15 protein-coding genes are annotated in these 16,470 nt (G+C 64.6%); 5 read left to right on the top strand and 10 right to left on the bottom strand.

All coding sequences use genetic code 11. The annotated features are described in order from the left end of the window. Positions 1-23 precede the first annotated feature (23 nt). Positions 24-617, top strand: coding sequence for a nitroreductase family protein (locus ACOOEX_RS05315; protein WP_420397463.1), 594 nt, complete (start codon positions 24-26; stop codon positions 615-617). Continuing rightward, positions 614-1,318, top strand: coding sequence for an EI24 domain-containing protein (locus tag ACOOEX_RS05310; protein WP_420397462.1), 705 nt, complete (start codon positions 614-616; stop codon positions 1,316-1,318). The genes ACOOEX_RS05315 and ACOOEX_RS05310 overlap by 4 nt, the downstream gene beginning before the upstream one ends. Here ACOOEX_RS05310 and ACOOEX_RS05305 read toward each other — a convergent pair. After that, entirely contained in the window at positions 1,290-1,568 is a 279-nt protein-coding gene (locus ACOOEX_RS05305; protein WP_420397461.1) for a DUF1467 family protein, read from the bottom strand. The two genes, ACOOEX_RS05310 and ACOOEX_RS05305, sit on opposite strands and share 29 nt — an antisense overlap. After that, positions 1,568-1,972 (bottom strand): methylmalonyl-CoA epimerase, encoded by a 405-nt coding sequence (gene mce / locus ACOOEX_RS05300; protein WP_420397460.1) that lies wholly within the window; start codon positions 1,970-1,972, stop codon positions 1,568-1,570. The genes ACOOEX_RS05305 and mce overlap by 1 nt, the downstream gene beginning before the upstream one ends. Positions 1,973-2,122: 150 nt before the next feature. Here mce and ACOOEX_RS05295 point away from each other — a divergent pair, with 150 nt between their 5' ends. Next, positions 2,123-2,842 carry a response regulator gene (locus ACOOEX_RS05295; RefSeq protein ID WP_420397459.1) on the top strand — a complete coding sequence of 240 codons (720 nt, stop codon included), beginning with the start codon at positions 2,123-2,125 and terminating at the stop codon, positions 2,840-2,842. Here the strand turns inward: ACOOEX_RS05295 and ACOOEX_RS05290 are convergent. The 4 genes from ACOOEX_RS05290 to aspS all read right to left on the bottom strand — a co-directional run bounded on the left by ACOOEX_RS05290 (position 2,839) and on the right by aspS (position 8,131). Then, a complete protein-coding gene (locus tag ACOOEX_RS05290) occupies positions 2,839-3,558 on the bottom strand; it encodes a GNAT family N-acetyltransferase (RefSeq protein ID WP_420397458.1) in 720 nt (239 codons plus the stop codon). The genes ACOOEX_RS05295 and ACOOEX_RS05290 overlap by 4 nt on opposite strands. Before the next feature lie 65 nt (positions 3,559-3,623). Continuing rightward, positions 3,624-4,859 (bottom strand): DUF1501 domain-containing protein, encoded by a 1,236-nt coding sequence (locus tag ACOOEX_RS05285; protein ID WP_420397457.1) that lies wholly within the window; start codon positions 4,857-4,859, stop codon positions 3,624-3,626. Positions 4,860-4,863: 4 nt separating this feature from the next. Further along, complete coding sequence (locus ACOOEX_RS05280) at positions 4,864-6,225, bottom strand: DUF1800 domain-containing protein (protein WP_420397456.1); 1,362 nt, start codon at positions 6,223-6,225, stop codon at positions 4,864-4,866. Positions 6,226-6,355: 130 nt separating this feature from the next. Next, positions 6,356-8,131, bottom strand: coding sequence for an aspartate--tRNA ligase (gene aspS / locus ACOOEX_RS05275; RefSeq protein ID WP_420397455.1), 1,776 nt, complete (start codon positions 8,129-8,131; stop codon positions 6,356-6,358). A gap of 198 nt (positions 8,132-8,329) precedes the next feature. On the opposite strand from aspS, the gene ACOOEX_RS05270 reads away from it, so the two are divergent. Further along, positions 8,330-9,526: a class I SAM-dependent methyltransferase gene (locus tag ACOOEX_RS05270; protein WP_420397454.1), complete on the top strand. Its 1,197-nt coding sequence runs from the start codon at positions 8,330-8,332 to the stop codon at positions 9,524-9,526. On the opposite strand, the gene ACOOEX_RS05265 is transcribed toward ACOOEX_RS05270, so the two are convergent. After that, positions 9,511-10,158, bottom strand: a complete 648-nt coding sequence (locus ACOOEX_RS05265; RefSeq protein WP_420397453.1) for an aminotransferase class IV family protein — start codon at positions 10,156-10,158, stop codon at positions 9,511-9,513. The genes ACOOEX_RS05270 and ACOOEX_RS05265 overlap by 16 nt on opposite strands. After that, positions 10,113-11,243, bottom strand: coding sequence for an aminodeoxychorismate synthase component I (locus tag ACOOEX_RS05260; RefSeq protein ID WP_420397452.1), 1,131 nt, complete (start codon positions 11,241-11,243; stop codon positions 10,113-10,115). The genes ACOOEX_RS05265 and ACOOEX_RS05260 overlap by 46 nt, the downstream gene beginning before the upstream one ends. 198 nt (positions 11,244-11,441) lie before the next feature. On the opposite strand from ACOOEX_RS05260, the gene carB reads away from it, so the two are divergent. Beyond that, a complete protein-coding gene (gene carB, locus ACOOEX_RS05255; protein WP_420397451.1) occupies positions 11,442-14,783 on the top strand; it encodes a carbamoyl-phosphate synthase large subunit in 3,342 nt (1,113 codons plus the stop codon). A 54-nt stretch (positions 14,784-14,837) separates the two neighbouring features. Here the strand turns inward: carB and ACOOEX_RS05250 are convergent, their stop codons facing one another. Next, positions 14,838-15,848 (bottom strand): diguanylate cyclase domain-containing protein, encoded by a 1,011-nt coding sequence (locus tag ACOOEX_RS05250; RefSeq protein ID WP_420397450.1) that lies wholly within the window; start codon positions 15,846-15,848, stop codon positions 14,838-14,840. Beyond that, positions 15,845-16,432: a heme NO-binding domain-containing protein gene (locus ACOOEX_RS05245; protein WP_420397449.1), complete on the bottom strand. Its 588-nt coding sequence runs from the start codon at positions 16,430-16,432 to the stop codon at positions 15,845-15,847. The genes ACOOEX_RS05250 and ACOOEX_RS05245 overlap by 4 nt, the downstream gene beginning before the upstream one ends. Positions 16,433-16,470 lie beyond the last annotated feature (38 nt).

Below are 16,470 nucleotides of genomic sequence, written 5' to 3'. Positions count from 1 at the left end.
ACCCGTTCCAGATGAAAGCCGACATGCCCGATATTGCCCCCCTGTCCGCCCGCCCCGAGGTGCTCGATTTCCTTCTGACCCGCCGGTCGCGCCCCGCCAAGACGCTGACCACCCCGGTGCCGGATCGTGCCACGGTGGAGACCCTGCTGACCGCCGCTGCCCGCAGCCCCGACCACGGCAAGCTGGAGCCGTGGCGCTTCATCGTGCTGGAACGACAGGCCAATCTGCGACTGGCGGCGCTGACGCGGGACTGTGGTCCCGCCGCCGGGATCGAGCCCGAGAAGGTGGAGAAGAACGCCAAGTCTTTTGATGACGCGCATCTGGTGGTGGCCGTGGTCGCCAGCCCGAAACCGTCCGACAAGGTGCCCGAGGTTGAACAGGTGCTGAGCGCAGGGGCTGTCTGCCTGGCACTGGTGAACGCGGGGCTCGCCGCCGGGTGGGGTGCCAACTGGCTGACCGGCTGGATGGCTTTTGACAGGGGATTTCTGACACAGGGACTAGGGTTAACTGACCCCGAATTCGTCGCGGGATTCATCCATTTGGGCACCGAGACCAATGTGCCGCCCGAACGCCCCCGCCCTGACCTCACCGCCATCACCACCTGGGTAAGTAAATGATTTTCGATGATTTTCTGAAGGCGGTCCGGCAGCTTTCCGATCCGCGTTTCCTGCGTGTGCTGCTGATGGGGCTGGCCCTGACCATCGGCTTGCTGGTCGGCATCTACTGGGTCTTCGCCACGGCGATCGGTTGGCTTGTCCCCGACACGCTGACCCTGCCCTGGATCGGAGACATCGGCGGCATCGACGCGGCGCTGTCCTGGGCGGCGATCCCGGTGATGCTGGTGGCGTCGGTCTTCCTGATGGTGCCGGTGGCCTCTGCCTTCATAGGCATTTTCCTGGAACAGATCGCCGATGCGGTAGAGGATCGCCACTATCCGGGCCTGCCGCCCGCCCGCCAGGTTGGCCTTGCCGAGGGGCTGCTGGATGCCGTCCGATTTCTGGGCGTGGTGATTGGCGTCAACCTCGTGGCGCTGGTCGCCTATATCCTCTTCGCTCCCATTGCGCCGATCCTGTTCTGGGTGGTGAATGGCGTGCTTCTGGGCCGGGAATACGCGCAGCTCGTGGCGCTACGCCGCAATGACGCGGTGGGGGCGGCGCGGTTTCGCAAACGCCACCGCACCCAGATTTTCGCCGCGGGCGTGCTGATGGCCGTGCCGCTGACGATCCCGGTCGTGAACCTCTTGGTCCCGATCCTTGGCGCGGCCACCTTCACGCATCTTTATCACCGGCTTAGTCGAGCTGCCCCCCGAACCGGGTGAACAGATCGAAACTGTCGACGGTGATGCGGCCTGACAGGATCAGCGCCACCAGCACAGCCCAGATCGGCAGCGACACCAGGGTGGTAATCAGGAATTTCTTCTTGATCTGGATATTGTCGGGTGCGGAGGCGGGCGTGCCGGGCACGACATTGCCCGTATCCCCTTGCGTTTTCAGGCGCAGCGGCAACACGATGAAGAGCGTCATGAACCAGACGACCGCCAAGAGGACGAGGGAGGTAAACCAGCCCATCAGACCTGTTCCAATTCAACCAGAGTGCCGGTGAAATCCTTCGGGTGCAGGAACAGGACCGGCTTGCCATGGGCGCCGATCTTGGGCTCACCATTGCCCAGAACCCGTGCGCCCGAGGCTTTCAGCTGGTCGCGCGCGGCCAGGATATCCTCAACCTCGTAGCAGATATGATGGATGCCGCCCGAGGGGTTCTTTTCAAGAAACCCGTTGATCGGGCTGTTGTCGCCAAGGGGATAGAGCAGCTCGATCTTGGTGTTGGGCAGTTCGATGAACACCACGGTCACGCCGTGGTCGGGCTCGTCCTGCGGCGGGTTCACCTTAGCGCCGAGCGTGTCGCGGTATTGGGCCGCTGCCGCCTCCAGGTCGGGCACCGCAATCGCCACATGGTTCAACCGTCCGATCATGTCATCACTCCTTTGTCTCTCGCTTGCGCAGCATATGGGGCCGGGAATGGGGGCTTGGCAAGCGGCCCTTCGCCGCGCCCCTGCCGTTAACGCTCTGTCAACCTTGGGCGGGTCTAATGGGTGTCAGAATCGCCTTGGGGGCTTTTGGACATGGACACCGACACTCGCAGACCGGATGAGGAGATCCCGTTTTACCACCCTATACCGACGGCGGACCGCCCGCTTGCCGGGCTGACCGTTCTGGTTGTCGAAGACAGCCGCTTCGCGTCAGAGGCGCTGCGCCTGATGTGCCTGCGCTCCGGCGCGCGGATCAGGCGGGCCGATTGCCTGGCCTCGGCGCATCGTCATCTGAATACCTACCGGCCAAGCGTGGCCATCATCGACCTGGGTCTGCCCGACGGGTCGGGGCTTAGCCTCATCGACGAGATGCACCGCACCAGCCCGCGGGTTCCGGTGCTGCTGGCAACCTCGGGGGCCGAACGACAGGCCGCCGCGCGGGCTTCCCGGAACGCCGGGGCAGACGGGTTCCTGCCGAAACCGGTGGACAGTCTCAGCGCCTTCCAGACCGAGATTTTGAGGCATCTTCCGCCCGAGATGCAGCCGCGCGGCCCACGCGCCGTGGCGACGCAGCTGCTCTGCCCCGACCGTCTGGCCCTCAGGGATGATCTGACCCATGCGCTCGAATTGCTCGATCAGGACAGGCTGCCCGCGGACTACCTGCGGCGCTTCCTGTTGGGCATCGCCCGCAGCGCCAGGGATGTCGGCCTGCTGGAAACCGCCCGTGCCCTGCCAGCCCATCTGGCCCATGCGGACCGGGCCAATCTGCGTGCCTTGCTGGCCGATCGGGTGGCGGGGATGGAAGCGGTCTAGCGACCGATCAATGCCGGATCGGACCCCGCGCGCACCAGCCGCGTCAGGTCGGACAGGGCCTCCTTCTGTGTTCCCTCGGCCCCAAAATTGAATGGCGACAGCCATGCCTGAAACGCTTCGCGCAGCGCAGGCCATTCCTTGTCGATACAGGCGAACCAGGCCGTATCCCGGTTGCGGCCCTTGACGATGGTGGCCTGCCGGAAGATGCCCTCATAGCTGAAGCCAAGCCGCTGCGCCGCCCGGCGTGAAGGCATGTTCAGCGCATCGCATTTCCACTCGAACCGCCGATAGCCCGTCTCGAACACCCATTCCATCATCAGGAAGAGCGCCTCGGTCGCGGCCCGGCTCCGCTGAAGCTCGGGGGAGAAGTTGATGTGCCCCACCTCGATCACGCCCACCTCTGGCGTGATCCTGAGATAGCTCGCGACACCCCCGAACTGCCCGGTGTCCCGATTCTGCACCGCGTAAAAGAGCGGATCGTCTCCTGCGGTGATCTGCCGGATCCAACGGTGATAGGCGGCGGCCGAGGAAAACGGGCCATAGGGCAGGTAATCCCAGATCGCATCATCGGCGGAATTGGCCCGGTGCAGATCGGCGGCATGGGCGTCGGCGTCGAGCCGCACAAGCCGCGCGTAGCGCCCCTCCAATGGGGCCATCGACGGGCGCGGCGGCGCGGTCCAACCGGTCAGTTTGGCTCCGAATTTCTTGTCAGACATACCGTGCCCCAGATCCATGACCTCTCGCCAAAGAAAAGGCGAGCACGCAGGAAAGTGCAAGCCGTTCAGAGCAGAAGGCCAGGGTCCAGGCCGAGGTCGAGCCCCGGAAAAATCTGCCCCTCCAGCGCCGCCCGGTCGGTGCCGAAAAGCCCGGCCATCGCCCAGGCCGCATAGGCGCGCACGTCACGGGTCGGCATCAGGTCGCGATCCGCGAACAGGTCGCCCTGCCCCAGACCGGGCCAGTCGCCCAGAACCTGCCCCCCGTTCAGCGCCCCGCCGGCCATCACCAGGGCGCTGCCGGTGCCGTGATCGGTGCCCGCCGAGCCGTTCTGGCGGACCGTGCGTCCGAACTCGGTCATTGCCAGCACCACCGTCCGATCCCAATCAGGGCCGAGCCCGCTGCGCAGTTCCGATATCGCGCTGGACAGATGCCGCAACGCCCCGCCCATCCGGTTCACCTGCCCGCGATGCGTGTCCCACCCGCCAAGCGAGAAACTGGCGATCCGTGCATCCTCACGCAGCCGTTCGGCGGCGAAACTGGCCAGGGACCGGGCCGTGACAGAGCGGTTGGACGCGGCGATGCTGCCTGCCATCGCCTCCATCATCTCGCCTTCCTCCATGTCCCCGCCCTCGAAAGAGCCATGCAGAAGGTCGGAATAGAACTCTGCATCCTCAAAGGCTTCCCGGAACAGGGGATCATCATGGTACAGCATGCCCAACAGGTCCGCCGTCGCCGGCGTCAGCCCGAGCCGTGAGGCGGGCGACCACGCCACCGACGGCGCGGCCCCGCGCAGGATCAGCGCCTCTTCGCGGCCCACGGCCAGCGCGGTTTCACGGGTCGCACCAGGCAAGGTCTGCACCAGCCGGTTCAGCCAGCCGTCCTCGTAGGACCGCCCGACGGTCTCGGCCCCGGTGCCCGCCTCCAGCAGATCCTGCCCGTCGAAATGGCTGCGCTGGTTGCGATAGGGGGTGGAAACAGCATGGGCGAAGCCAAGCTCTCCGGCCTGCCAGAGCGGCATCAGGTCACCAAACCCGTGATGCAGCGCAAAGAACCCGTCGAGATCCTGCGCGCCCGCAGCGGGGCCAATGGCGAAATCGGGGCGGTAGCTTGAGAAATCCGGATCGCCATAGGGCTGCACAAGGTCCAGCCCGTCCATCGCCCCGCGCAGGATGATCACCACCAGCCGGTTGTCGGTCGGGGCAGAGGCGAAGGCCACAGGGGTCATCAGCGGGCTGGCCGCCGCCGAACAGCCAATGGCCGATGCGCGCAGCAGCAGGTCGCGGCGGGTCAGTCGGGACATCGGCTCAACTCCTCTGAAACGCGGGCGAGGCCAGCACCAGCCCGACACCTTCGATCCGGCTTTCGGCGCGGGCGGCGGCCTGCAACAGGTCCGGCGGGGCAGCATTGTCAAGCGCATCGCGGGCAAAGGCGCGCGGGTCGGGCAAGTGCGGGCGCAGCTCTGACGGGACGGTCATGCACCATGCAATGCGCGCGGCCAAGGTCTGCGGGCCGATCCATTCCGCGTCGTCGTCGAAATACCCGTCCGGGCCGGACGCGTTCTGCCAGCCCTGCCCCATGGCCGCCATCGGACGCGCTGCAAGGTTCCTGAGCCGGTGCAACGGCGCGCGGATCAGCCCTTCCGGCGGCACCTCCAACGCGCGCAGGGCCGATACGAGGAAGTGCAGCGGCTGTTTCACGCGCCCCGGCCCCGGCCTCATGGCGGCAGGATGGGTCAACAGGGTGGCCGTCACCGCCGCCAGATCGCCGCCGGTCTCGAGCCAGACCGCCTGCATATCCGCCACCAGCCCCGGATCGGGCGCGTCGGACAGGAAGTGGTCGGCCAGTTTTCGGCAGACATGGGCGGCAGTCTCTGGCCTGATCGCCAGATCATGCAGCGCGGCGCGGATATCGGTGAGCCTGGCCTGACCGTCACCGCCATAACTGTTGCCCATCACCGTCTCTGCCCCCGGTTCGGCATTGTTGGGCCGGAAAGCCAGCGCGCCGTCCCGCGTGACGCCAAGCCCGGTCAGAAGCTCCGCCATCTGCCGCACATCGTCCTGGGAGTAGCCGCCATCCGCCCCGACCGTGTGCAGTTCCAGCAATTCCCGCGCGAGGTTTTCGTTGAGGCTGGCTCCGCGCCGCTGCCCGGCGATGGAATTGGGCCCGTAAGAGCGTTCCTGATCGAGGTAGAGCACCATCACCGGATGCAGGATCGCGGCCTCCAGCATATCGCCGAACCGGCCCGCCACATGGGGACGGATCTGTTCGTCGATATAGGCGGCAATGGCCCCGCGCATGAAGCCACGGCCGCCCACGGTGGTGAAGTGATCGGCCCAGAACCAGACCAGCCGTTCGCGCAGCCCATGCGGATCGGCCACGCCCCGGGCAAGGGTCACGGCCATCTGGTTCAGCACCTCGCGATTGAGCGCGTCGCGCATGTCGCGAAACGCCGCTTCCGCCGCATCGCTGTCATTTCGCGCGCGCTGAAGGCGGGTGTATTCGATCCGAAAGGCCGCACGGGTCTCATAGCTGTCGAGCGGGAAAGCCGTGACCATCTGGTCAGGCTCTGTCAGCGCGGCCAGCATCGCCTCGGGGGAGGCCACCGGAAATCCCGGGCGCAGGCCGGTGCCAAAGCGGATCGTGGCAAGGGTGTTCGGGGAGGTCATGGGCAAAAGGTGAACGGGGTATCCATGCCCGAAAGATAGCCTGCTTCGCGCGCCCGCCAAAGCTCGGAATGCACACAAGCAAAAGGCCCGGCGGGGATATGCCGGGCCTTTCTGTCGCCATGGGCGAATGTCAGTCCTGCGGGATGACGCGCAGGCCCAGTTCCATCAGCTGTTCGGCCATCGGCTCAGACGGCGCGTTCATCATCAGGTCTTCGGCCCGCTGGTTCATCGGGAACAGCATGACCTCGCGGATATTCGCCTCATCGGCCAGCAGCATCACGATGCGGTCGATCCCCGCCGCACAGCCGCCGTGGGGCGGGGCGCCGTATTGGAAGGCGTTGACCATGCCGCCGAAGCGCTTGCGCACCTCCTCTTCGCCATAGCCTGCCAGTTCGAACGCCTTGAACATGATCTCGGGCTTATGGTTCCGGATTGCGCCGGACACCAGTTCGTAGCCGTTGCAGGCAAGGTCATACTGGTAGCCGAGCACGTCGAGCGGGTTGCCCTGAAGCGCCTCCATCCCGCCCTGCGGCATGGAAAACGGGTTGTGGCTGAAATCGATCTTGCCGGTTTCCTCGTCGGCCTCGTACATCGGGAAATCGACGATCCAGGCGAAGGCGAAACGGTTCTGTTCCGTCAGGCCCAGTTCGTTGCCAATGACCACGCGCGCGCGACCGGCCACAGCCTCGAAGCTTTCGGGCTTGCCGCCCAGGAAGAAGGCCGCATCGCCCTTGCCCAGTTTCAGCTGCTGGCGAATGGCCTCTGTTCGCTCAGGCCCGATATTCTTGGCCAGAGGGCCAGCAGCTTCCATGCCGTTTTCGCCCTCGCGCCAGAAGATATAGCCCATGCCGGGCAGCCCCTGTTCCTGCGCGAATTTGTTCATCCGGTCACAGAACTTGCGGCTGCCGCCCTTGGGTGCCGGGATCGCACGGATCTGGGTACCGTCCTGTTCGAGGATCTTGGCAAAGATGGCAAAGCCGGAGCCCGCGAAATGCTCGGACACGTCCTGCATCTTGATCGGGTTGCGCAGGTCGGGCTTGTCGGTGCCGTACCACAGCGCCGCGTCCTTGTAGCTGATCTGCGGCCAGTGCTTGTCGACGGTGTGGCCACCGCCGAACTCCTCGAACACGCCCTCGATCACCGGCTGGATCGTGTCGAACACGTCCTGTTGGGTGACAAACGACATCTCCATGTCGAGCTGATAGAAGTCGGTCGGGCTACGGTCAGCGCGCGGGTCCTCGTCGCGGAAACAGGGCGCGATCTGGAAATACTTGTCAAAGCCCGAGACCATCAAAAGCTGCTTGAACTGCTGCGGGGCCTGCGGCAGCGCGTAGAATTTGCCGGGATGCAGGCGCGAGGGCACGAGGAAGTCACGCGCACCCTCGGGCGAAGATGCGGTGATGATTGGCGTCTGGAATTCGTTGAAATCGAGATCCCACATGCGGCGGCGGATCGAGCGCACTACGTCCGAGCGCAGCTTCATGTTCTTCTGCATCTTCTCGCGACGCAGGTCGAGGAAGCGGTAGCGCAGGCGGGTTTCTTCCGGGTATTCCTGATCGCCGAAGACCATCAAGGGCAGTTCCTCGGACGCGCCGAGAACCTCCAGCCCGCGCACAAAAACCTCAACCTCGCCTGTGGGGATCTTGGGGTTGATCAGTTCCGGGTGGCGGGCCTTCACCTCGCCATCAATGCGGATACACCATTCGGACCGCACCTTTTCCACGTCCTTGAACGCGGCACTGTCGGGGTCTGCCAGCACCTGCGTCACGCCGAAATGGTCGCGCAGGTCGATGAACAGGATGCCGCCATGGTCGCGCACCCGGTGGACCCAGCCCGACAGACGCACGGTCTGGCCCACGTTTTCCTTGGTCAGTTCGGCGCAGGTATGGCTGCGGAAAGCATGCATCACGGATGTCCCTTCGGGGGTGGAATTTCGACTGTGCCGATACACCTTCTGCGCGCCGGGAAGTCAAGGCCGACCCGGCGGTGCTTTGCCGGGCCTGGGGCTGTTTCGCGGTGAAATCTTCCCTTTTTCGCGGGATTTGGCAGAATACCCCCCGGATTGTGACACGCGCGACCTGATGAGACGGGGGTTTTGAGGGCGATGTGGGACAAGCTGTTGGACGGAATGCTGCGCGGGTTCGTCAAGACCGGCGCACTGGAGATTACGGATGCTGATGGCAAGGTCAGCCGATACGAGGGCGGGCCGGGGCCTCAGGTCGGGTTGCGCTTTCACGATCAGGGCATCGCGCGGGGCATCCTGACCGCGCCGGATATGACCCTGGGCGAAGGCTTCATGGAGGGTCGGATCACCATTGACGGCGACGATCTGGACGGGCTGCACGCATTTCTGGCGATGAATGTGGCGCAGTCGGGTGATCTGTGGTGGCGCAGGGCGATCCAGACATCGCGGCTGGCGCGGCGCAGGCTGGACCAATGGAACCCGGCCAGCAAGGCGCGGTCGAACGTGGCCCATCACTATGACCTGTCGGCATCGCTCTATGACCTCTTTCTGGACGCGGACCGGCAGTATTCCTGCGCCTATTTTCGCCACCCCGACATGACGCTGGAGGAAGCGCAAGCGGCCAAGAAGGCCCATATCGCCAGAAAGCTATGTCTTGAACCGGGGATGCGGGTGTTCGAGATCGGGTCTGGCTGGGGCGGGATGGCCCTGACCCTGGCGCAGGATTACGGCGTCGAGGTTCTGGGCGTGACGCTCTCGACCGAACAGCTGGACTGGTCCCGCGCGCGGGCCGAAGCGGCGGAGATGGCCGACAAGGTGCGCTTTGAGTTGAAGGATTACCGCGCCGTTAAAGGACAGTTCGACCGGATCGTGTCCGTGGGCATGTTCGAACATGTGGGCGTGCCCCATTACCGGGAGTATTTCGACACGGTGCGCGACCGACTGACCCCGGATGGCATCGCGCTGATCCACACGATCGGGCGGGCCACACCGCCGGGCAGCACCAGCCCGTGGATCACCAAATACATCTTCCCCGGCGGCTATGTGCCCGCCCTGTCGGAAATGTCGACGGCGGTGGAGAAATCGGGGCTCTACCCCACGGATGTGGAGGTCTGGCGCCTGCATTACGCGGAAACCCTGCGCCATTGGTATGACCGGTTCATGGCCCGCGAGGAGGAGGCAGAGCGGCTCTATGATGCGCGCTTCGTGCGGATGTGGCGCTATTACCTCAAGGCCAGTGAAATGTCGTTCCGCCATGCCAAGCAATGCGTGTTTCAGATGCAGTTAGCCCGCCAGCAGGAGGCTGTGCCGCTGACGCGGGACTATATGAGCAGCTGAGCGGGGATCTCTCCGCGCAGGGAATTGCCGAGGGTCACGGCGCGGGCGCAGCGTAGCATGTCGAGAGTGACGGGGGCTTCTTCAACCTCGCCGCTGGCAAGCAGCTCCTCGCGCAAGACGCCCGGCAGCAGGCCGGAAGATCGGGGCGGCGTGACCCACTGACCTTCTTCAAGCGTCACGAAGATGTTCGTAATCGTCCCTTCACAGACCTCGCCGCGTTCATTGAGGAAAAGATACTCATCCACACCGTCGGGCAAGGCCGCCCGCGCCTGGTCGTAAAGTGCGCGGTTGGTTGTCTTATGACCGAGCCAGGGATCATCCGACCGCAGCCGCTCCGGGTGGATCGCCACGCGCCATGCCCGGTCCGGGGCAGGCGGCAAGGGAACCGCGATAAGCTCTAGATCTCCGGCAGATCCCAGTGTCAGGCGACAGCGCAACGGCCCCTGCCCGTCCAGCCCCGCGACCCGTTCCCGCGCCGCGTCCTCATGGAAGGGAAAGCCAAGCGTCCCGGCGCTCCGCCCCATGCGGGCAAGGTGCCGGTCGAGCCGCCGCACGCCTTCGCCCGGCCACCAACCGAAAGTTTCGATCAGGCGGGTTCCGGCTGGAACCGGCTCAGGAAACGGGCTTTCCACAGCGCCTCCTCATATTCCGATGCGGCGGTTGAGTCCCAGACCACGCCGCCGCCCACATTCAGCACCGCATGGCCCGTTTTGTCGCGGATCAAAGTGCGGATCGCGACGCTGAATTCCGACCGCCCATCCGGCGCGGCCCATCCGATGGCACCGCAATAGATGTCGCGCGGCCACGGCTCCAACTCTCGGATCACCTCCATCGCGCGTATCTTCGGCGCACCGGTCACGGACCCGCAGGGATGCAGGGCACGCAGGATGTCAGAAAGCCCTGTGCGGCTACGCAACTGCCCCTCGATCAGCGATACCATCTGGTGCACGGTCGCGTAGCTTTCGACGGTAAACAGCTCCGGCACCTTGACGCTGCCCGCCACGCACACCCGGCTGATATCGTTTCTCAGCAGGTCAACGATCATCAGGTTTTCGGCTAGGTTCTTTTCGTCGGTCTTCAAAAACTCCCGTCGCGCGGCGTCTTCGCCCGGATCGGCAGACCGGGGCTGCGTGCCTTTCATGGGCCGGGTCTGGATTCGGCCCGCGCTGTCGGTGCGGAAGAACAGCTCCGGCGAGCGGCTGAGAATATCGGGGCCATCCATCTGCTCGATCAGCGCCCCGTGGCCGACGGGCTGCCCGTCGCTGAGCCCCTCGTAAAGCGATGCGGCGGAGTACCCGGCAAGGTCGAGGTCGATCGGGAAGGTCAGATTCGCCTGATAGAGATCCCCCGCCCCGATCAGCCCGTGCAGCCGGTCGAAGGCCTGAGCATAACGCGAAGCGCTCCAGCGGGGGGCGATGTTTCGCGGGCGCAGAACCGTGCGAGATCCCGAGGTTGCGGGCTCCGGCCGATCGTAGACGCCGAAACACAGCAATGGCATTTTTCGCGCTTCCGGCATCAGCGGCGCGAGCCTTGGGTCCAGCGCGTATCCCAGTTCATAGCTGGCATATCCCGCCAGCCATGCCCCGCCCGCGCGGGCGATCTCCATCTCCTGCAGCGCCCCGGCCACATCACCTGCATCCCGCGCAATGATCAATGCGCGCGGAGATTCGAACTTTCTGCGCCCAGACCCGGGTCCGTGATCGAAAGTGATGCGCATATCAGATGGCGACTCGTGGCTTGATTCCGCTTGCACCCCAGATAGGGGCAAATGCCACCGACGGACACCCCCGGACGCGACAGATTGAGATTCATTCCAGACCCCCCTTGCGCGCAGGCGCTCCATCCCTATAACGCAGGACAATTTGCGCGGGGGGGCATCCCCTCGTCGCCCACGCCTGCTGCCCGGGGACACGCCATGCCGAAGAGAACCGATATCCAGTCCATCATGATCATCGGAGCGGGGCCCATCGTGATCGGCCAGGCCTGCGAGTTCGACTATTCCGGGGCCCAGGCCTGCAAGGCGCTGCGCGAGGAAGGCTACCGGGTCATCCTGGTCAACTCGAACCCGGCCACGATCATGACCGACCCCGGTCTTGCCGACGCCACCTATATCGAGCCGATCACGCCCGAGGTGGTGGCCAAGATCATCGAGAAGGAACGCCCCGACGCGCTGCTGCCCACCATGGGCGGGCAGACCGGTCTGAACACCTCGCTGGCGCTGGAAGAGATGGGCGTGCTGGACAAGTTCGGCGTCGAGATGATCGGCGCCAAGCGCGACGCCATCGAAATGGCCGAGGACCGCAAGCTGTTCCGCGAGGCGATGGACCGGATCGGGCTGGAGAACCCAAAGGCGACCATCATCACCGCCCCCAAGAAGGCCAATGGCAGCGCCGATCTGGATGCGGGCGTGCAGATGGCTCTGGACGAGTTGGAAGAGATCGGCCTGCCCGCCATCATCCGCCCCGCCTTCACCCTGGGGGGAACTGGCGGTGGCGTGGCCTATAACCGCGAAGACTACATCCACTATTGCCGCACCGGCATGGATGCCTCGCCCGTAAACCAGATCCTCGTCGATGAAAGCCTGCTTGGCTGGAAGGAATACGAGATGGAGGTCGTGCGCGACACCGCCGACAACGCCATCATCGTCTGTTCCATCGAAAACGTGGACCCGATGGGCGTGCACACGGGCGATTCCATTACCGTGGCCCCTGCCCTGACGCTGACCGACAAGGAATACCAGATCATGCGCAACGGCAGTATCGCCGTTCTGCGCGAGATCGGGGTCGAAACCGGCGGGTCCAACGTACAATGGGCGGTGAACCCCGCCGACGGGCGCATGGTGGTGATCGAGATGAACCCGCGCGTGTCTCGGTCCTCGGCGCTGGCCTCCAAAGCCACGGGTTTCCCGATTGCCAAGATCGCCGCGAAACTGGCCGTGGGCTATACGCTTGATGAGCTGGACAACGACATCACCAAGGTCACGCCCGCCAGCTTCGAGCCGACCATCGACTATGTGGTCACCAAGATCCCGCGTTTCGCCTTCGAGAAGTTCCCCGGCTCCAAACCCTACCTGACCACGGCGATGAAATCCGTCGGCGAGGCCATGTCCATCGGGCGCAGCTTCCATGAATCCGTGCAAAAAGCGCTGGCTTCGATGGAAACCGGCCTCACCGGCTTTGACGAGATCGCCATCCCCGGCGCGCCCGACAAGGCGGCGGTGTCCAAGGCGCTGTCGGAACAGACCCCCGACCGGCTGCGTGTCATCGCGCAGGCCATGCGTCATGGCTTCTCGGATGACGAAATTCAGGCGATCACGTCCTTCGATCCATGGTTCCTCGCCCGTATCCGTGAGATCATCGACGCCGAGGAAGACATTCGCAGGAATGGCCTGCCGGTCACCGAAGAGGGCCTGCGCCGGGTCAAGATGATGGGCTTCACCGATGCCCGTCTGGCCAAGCTGACGGGCCGGGACGAAGACAACGTCCGCCGCGCCCGCGTGAACCTTGGCGTGATCGCGCAATTCAAGCGGATCGACACCTGCGCCGCGGAATTCGAAGCGCAGACGCCTTACATGTATTCAACATATGAACACAGCGTCATGGGTGAAGCGGAATGTGAAGCACGCCCCTCAAGTGCCCGGAAAGTCGTGATTTTGGGCGGTGGACCCAACCGGATCGGCCAGGGTATCGAATTTGACTATTGCTGCTGTCACGCCTGTTTCGCCCTGACAGACGCGGGCTATGAAACCATCATGGTCAACTGCAACCCCGAGACGGTTTCGACCGACTATGACACCTCGGATCGCCTCTATTTCGAGCCGCTGACTTTTGAGCATGTGATGGAGATCCTGCGCGTCGAGCAGGAGGCCGGGACGCTTCATGGCGTGATCGTTCAGTTCGGCGGCCAGACCCCGCTGAAACTCGCCAATGCGCTGGAAGAGGCTGGCATCCCCATCCTCGGCACCTCGCCCGACGCCATCGACCTGGCCGAAGACCGCGAGCGGTTCCAGGACCTCGTCAACCGGCTTGGGCTGAAGCAGCCGCATAACGGCATCGCCTCGACCGACGACCAGGCGCTGGCCATTGCGGAAGAGATCGGCTTCCCGCTGGTGATCCGCCCTTCCTACGTTTTGGGGGGGCGCGCCATGGAAATCGTGCGCGACATGGACCAGCTGCGCCGCTATATCAACGAGGCGGTGGTGGTGTCGGGCGACAGCCCGGTGCTGCTCGACAGCTATCTCGACGGCGCGACCGAGCTGGACGTGGATGCCCTCTGCGATGGTAAAGAGGTGCACATCGCGGGCATCATGCAGCATATCGAGGAGGCTGGCGTGCATTCGGGCGACTCCGCCTGTTCGCTGCCGCCCTATTCGCTGCCCGCCGATGTTCTGGATGTGATCAAGGAACAGACCCACGCATTGGCGCTGGCGCTGAATGTCGTCGGCCTGATGAACGTGCAGTTCGCGGTGAAGGATGGCGAGGTCTACCTGATCGAAGTGAACCCGCGCGCCAGCCGCACGGTGCCTTTCGTGGCCAAGGCGACCGACAGCGCGATCGCGTCCATCGCCGCGCGGCTTATGGCCGGAGAGCCGCTGTCGACCTTCCCGATGCGCGCGCCCTACCCGGAGAACGCCAAGCCGGGAACCCTGCCCGAGGCCGATCCGATGACGCTGGCCGACCCGATGATGCCCTGGTACTCGGTGAAGGAGGCGGTTCTTCCCTTCGCCCGCTTCCCCGGTGTCGATACGATCCTTGGGCCGGAGATGCGCTCGACCGGCGAGGTCATGGGCTGGGACGTGTCCTTCCCCCGCGCGTTCCTCAAGGCGCAACTTGGCGCGGGCACGATCCTTCCCACTGAAGGCCGCGTTTTCCTGTCGATCAAGGATGCTGACAAGGGCGCCCTGATGCTGGAAGCGGCACAGATCCTGATTGATCTGGGATTTACCCTGGTTGCGACCCGCGGCAGTGCAAGCTGGCTGGAAGGCCACGGGCTGGCCTGCGAGACGGTCAACAAGGTCTATGAGGGCCGTCCGAATATCGTCGATCTGCTGAAGGATGGCGAGATTCACTTGGTCATGAATACGACCGAGGGTGCGCAGGCGGTTGAAGACAGCCGCGAGATCCGCTCGGTCGCGCTTTATGACAAGATCCCCTATTTCACCACCGCCGCCGGGGCTCATGCCGCTGCCTTGGCCATGCGCGCGGCACGCGAGGGCGATCTGAACGTGCAAAGCCTTCAGGCCAGCCCCGCCGCCTGATCACTCTTTGGCATGGACCATGACCGGCCCGCACCTTCCAGGATGCGGGCCGTTTCAATTGGGCCGGAGCGGGGCCAGAAGATCCTCCGAATAGAGCGTATGCTGCGCCCGCCCCCGGTTCTTCGAGGCATAAAGCGCGACATCGGCATCATTCAGCATCCGGTCCGGCGTCGGGTGATCATAGCGCGAGGCCAGAACCGACCCGGCACTGGCCGAGATGCGGCAGGCCTGCCCGTCGAAGATCGTCGGCTCCTCCAGTCGGGTGATCAGACGCGCGCCGATGGCCTCCAACAGGTCGGGATCATCGCAATCGCGGAAAAGCAGCACGAATTCATCGCCGCCGACCCGCGCCACGATATCGCCGCCGCGGATTTCCGAGCGCAGGATATCGGCCACATGGGTCAGCACATGGTCGCCCGCCGCGTGGCCGAGGCTGTCATTCACCTCCTTGAAAAAATCGAGATCCAGATGCATCAGCCCGAAGCGCGGCACTGGCACCTCGGTCAGCGCCAGCAGGGCCGCATCCATCGCCCGCCGGTTGGCCAGCCCTGTCAGCGTATCGGTCAGGGCCTGCTGTTCCGCAGCCTGCCTGGCGCGTTGCAGCCGTTCGGTCAGCTTGCGGGACTCGCGGGCGATGGCGGCATTGGCCTCTCGCAGGTATAGCAGGTCAACCGTTTGATCACACGGTGAAAAATCCTTCAGCGTCAATCCGCAGTCATCCACGGCCTTGGCAAAGGACAACCCGAGCGACAGTTGGATCAGCCCACCCACACCGGCGGGCAACCCCACCACGATGCCGCGGAATTGCAGATCGGGCAGGCAGCGCAGGCACAGGGTCAGTCGTGCACCCTGCAGGGATAAAAGCGCCTCCAGCGTTCGGGCGGATCGGGGGCGATACAGGTCGATGACATCAAACAGCGGCTGGCCCCGCAGATCCCGCGCTGCGATCCGGGACAGGGTCGGGCCGACCCGGTTGATCAGCCCCGACGGGCCGACCCAAAGATGCATGGGCATCAGCTGGTCCAGCGCGGTCCCCGACAGTCCGATGACCCGATCCTGGATCATGCCACCCGTCCCCCGAGGGTAAAGCTGCGCCCGGAGGCGAAGGACTGATCGACAAGGTCGATCACCACGCGTTCAACGCCATCTTCGCCCTCTTCCGCCTCGAAGAAGGCCAGCGCGCCGTAGTCATCGGCCATCGCCCGCAACGCCCCGAGAAACACCGACCCCGCCCCGGGCAGCCCCCATCGGACCGACAGGACGAAACGGTTATGACTGTCATGCTGGATCGTCAGGTCGGGCATATCCAGATCGGGCAGCGCCAGCCGGGCCCGGCCCGAAAGATCATCCAGCGATTGCAGGAAGTCGAAGAACGAGTCGCCGCCAAAGCGCATCAGGCGGCGCAGCCCTTCCTGGTTGGGATGCGACAGAAGGTAAGTGCCCAGATCCTCCAGCAGGGTGCAACGATCCTTGTGCAGCACGGCAGAGGCCGCGACGATCACCTCACCTGTCAGGCGATCCTCGTAGTGCAGCATGGATTCGAACCCGCCCGCCGGCAGTCCGGCCTGGCTCAACACCTCGTCCCAGGTCACCCCTCCATAGGTGTCGATCAAAAACCCCTGCAGGGCACGGTTCACAAGACCATGCATTCTCAGGCTCCCTTCAACTGTCGCTCAGGTCTAGACCC

It is taken from the genome of Nioella sp. (genome assembly GCF_965215655.1).
In the GTDB taxonomy this organism is placed as follows: domain Bacteria; phylum Pseudomonadota; class Alphaproteobacteria; order Rhodobacterales; family Rhodobacteraceae; genus Nioella.
This window is presented reverse-complemented; position numbering and strand designations above follow the sequence as displayed.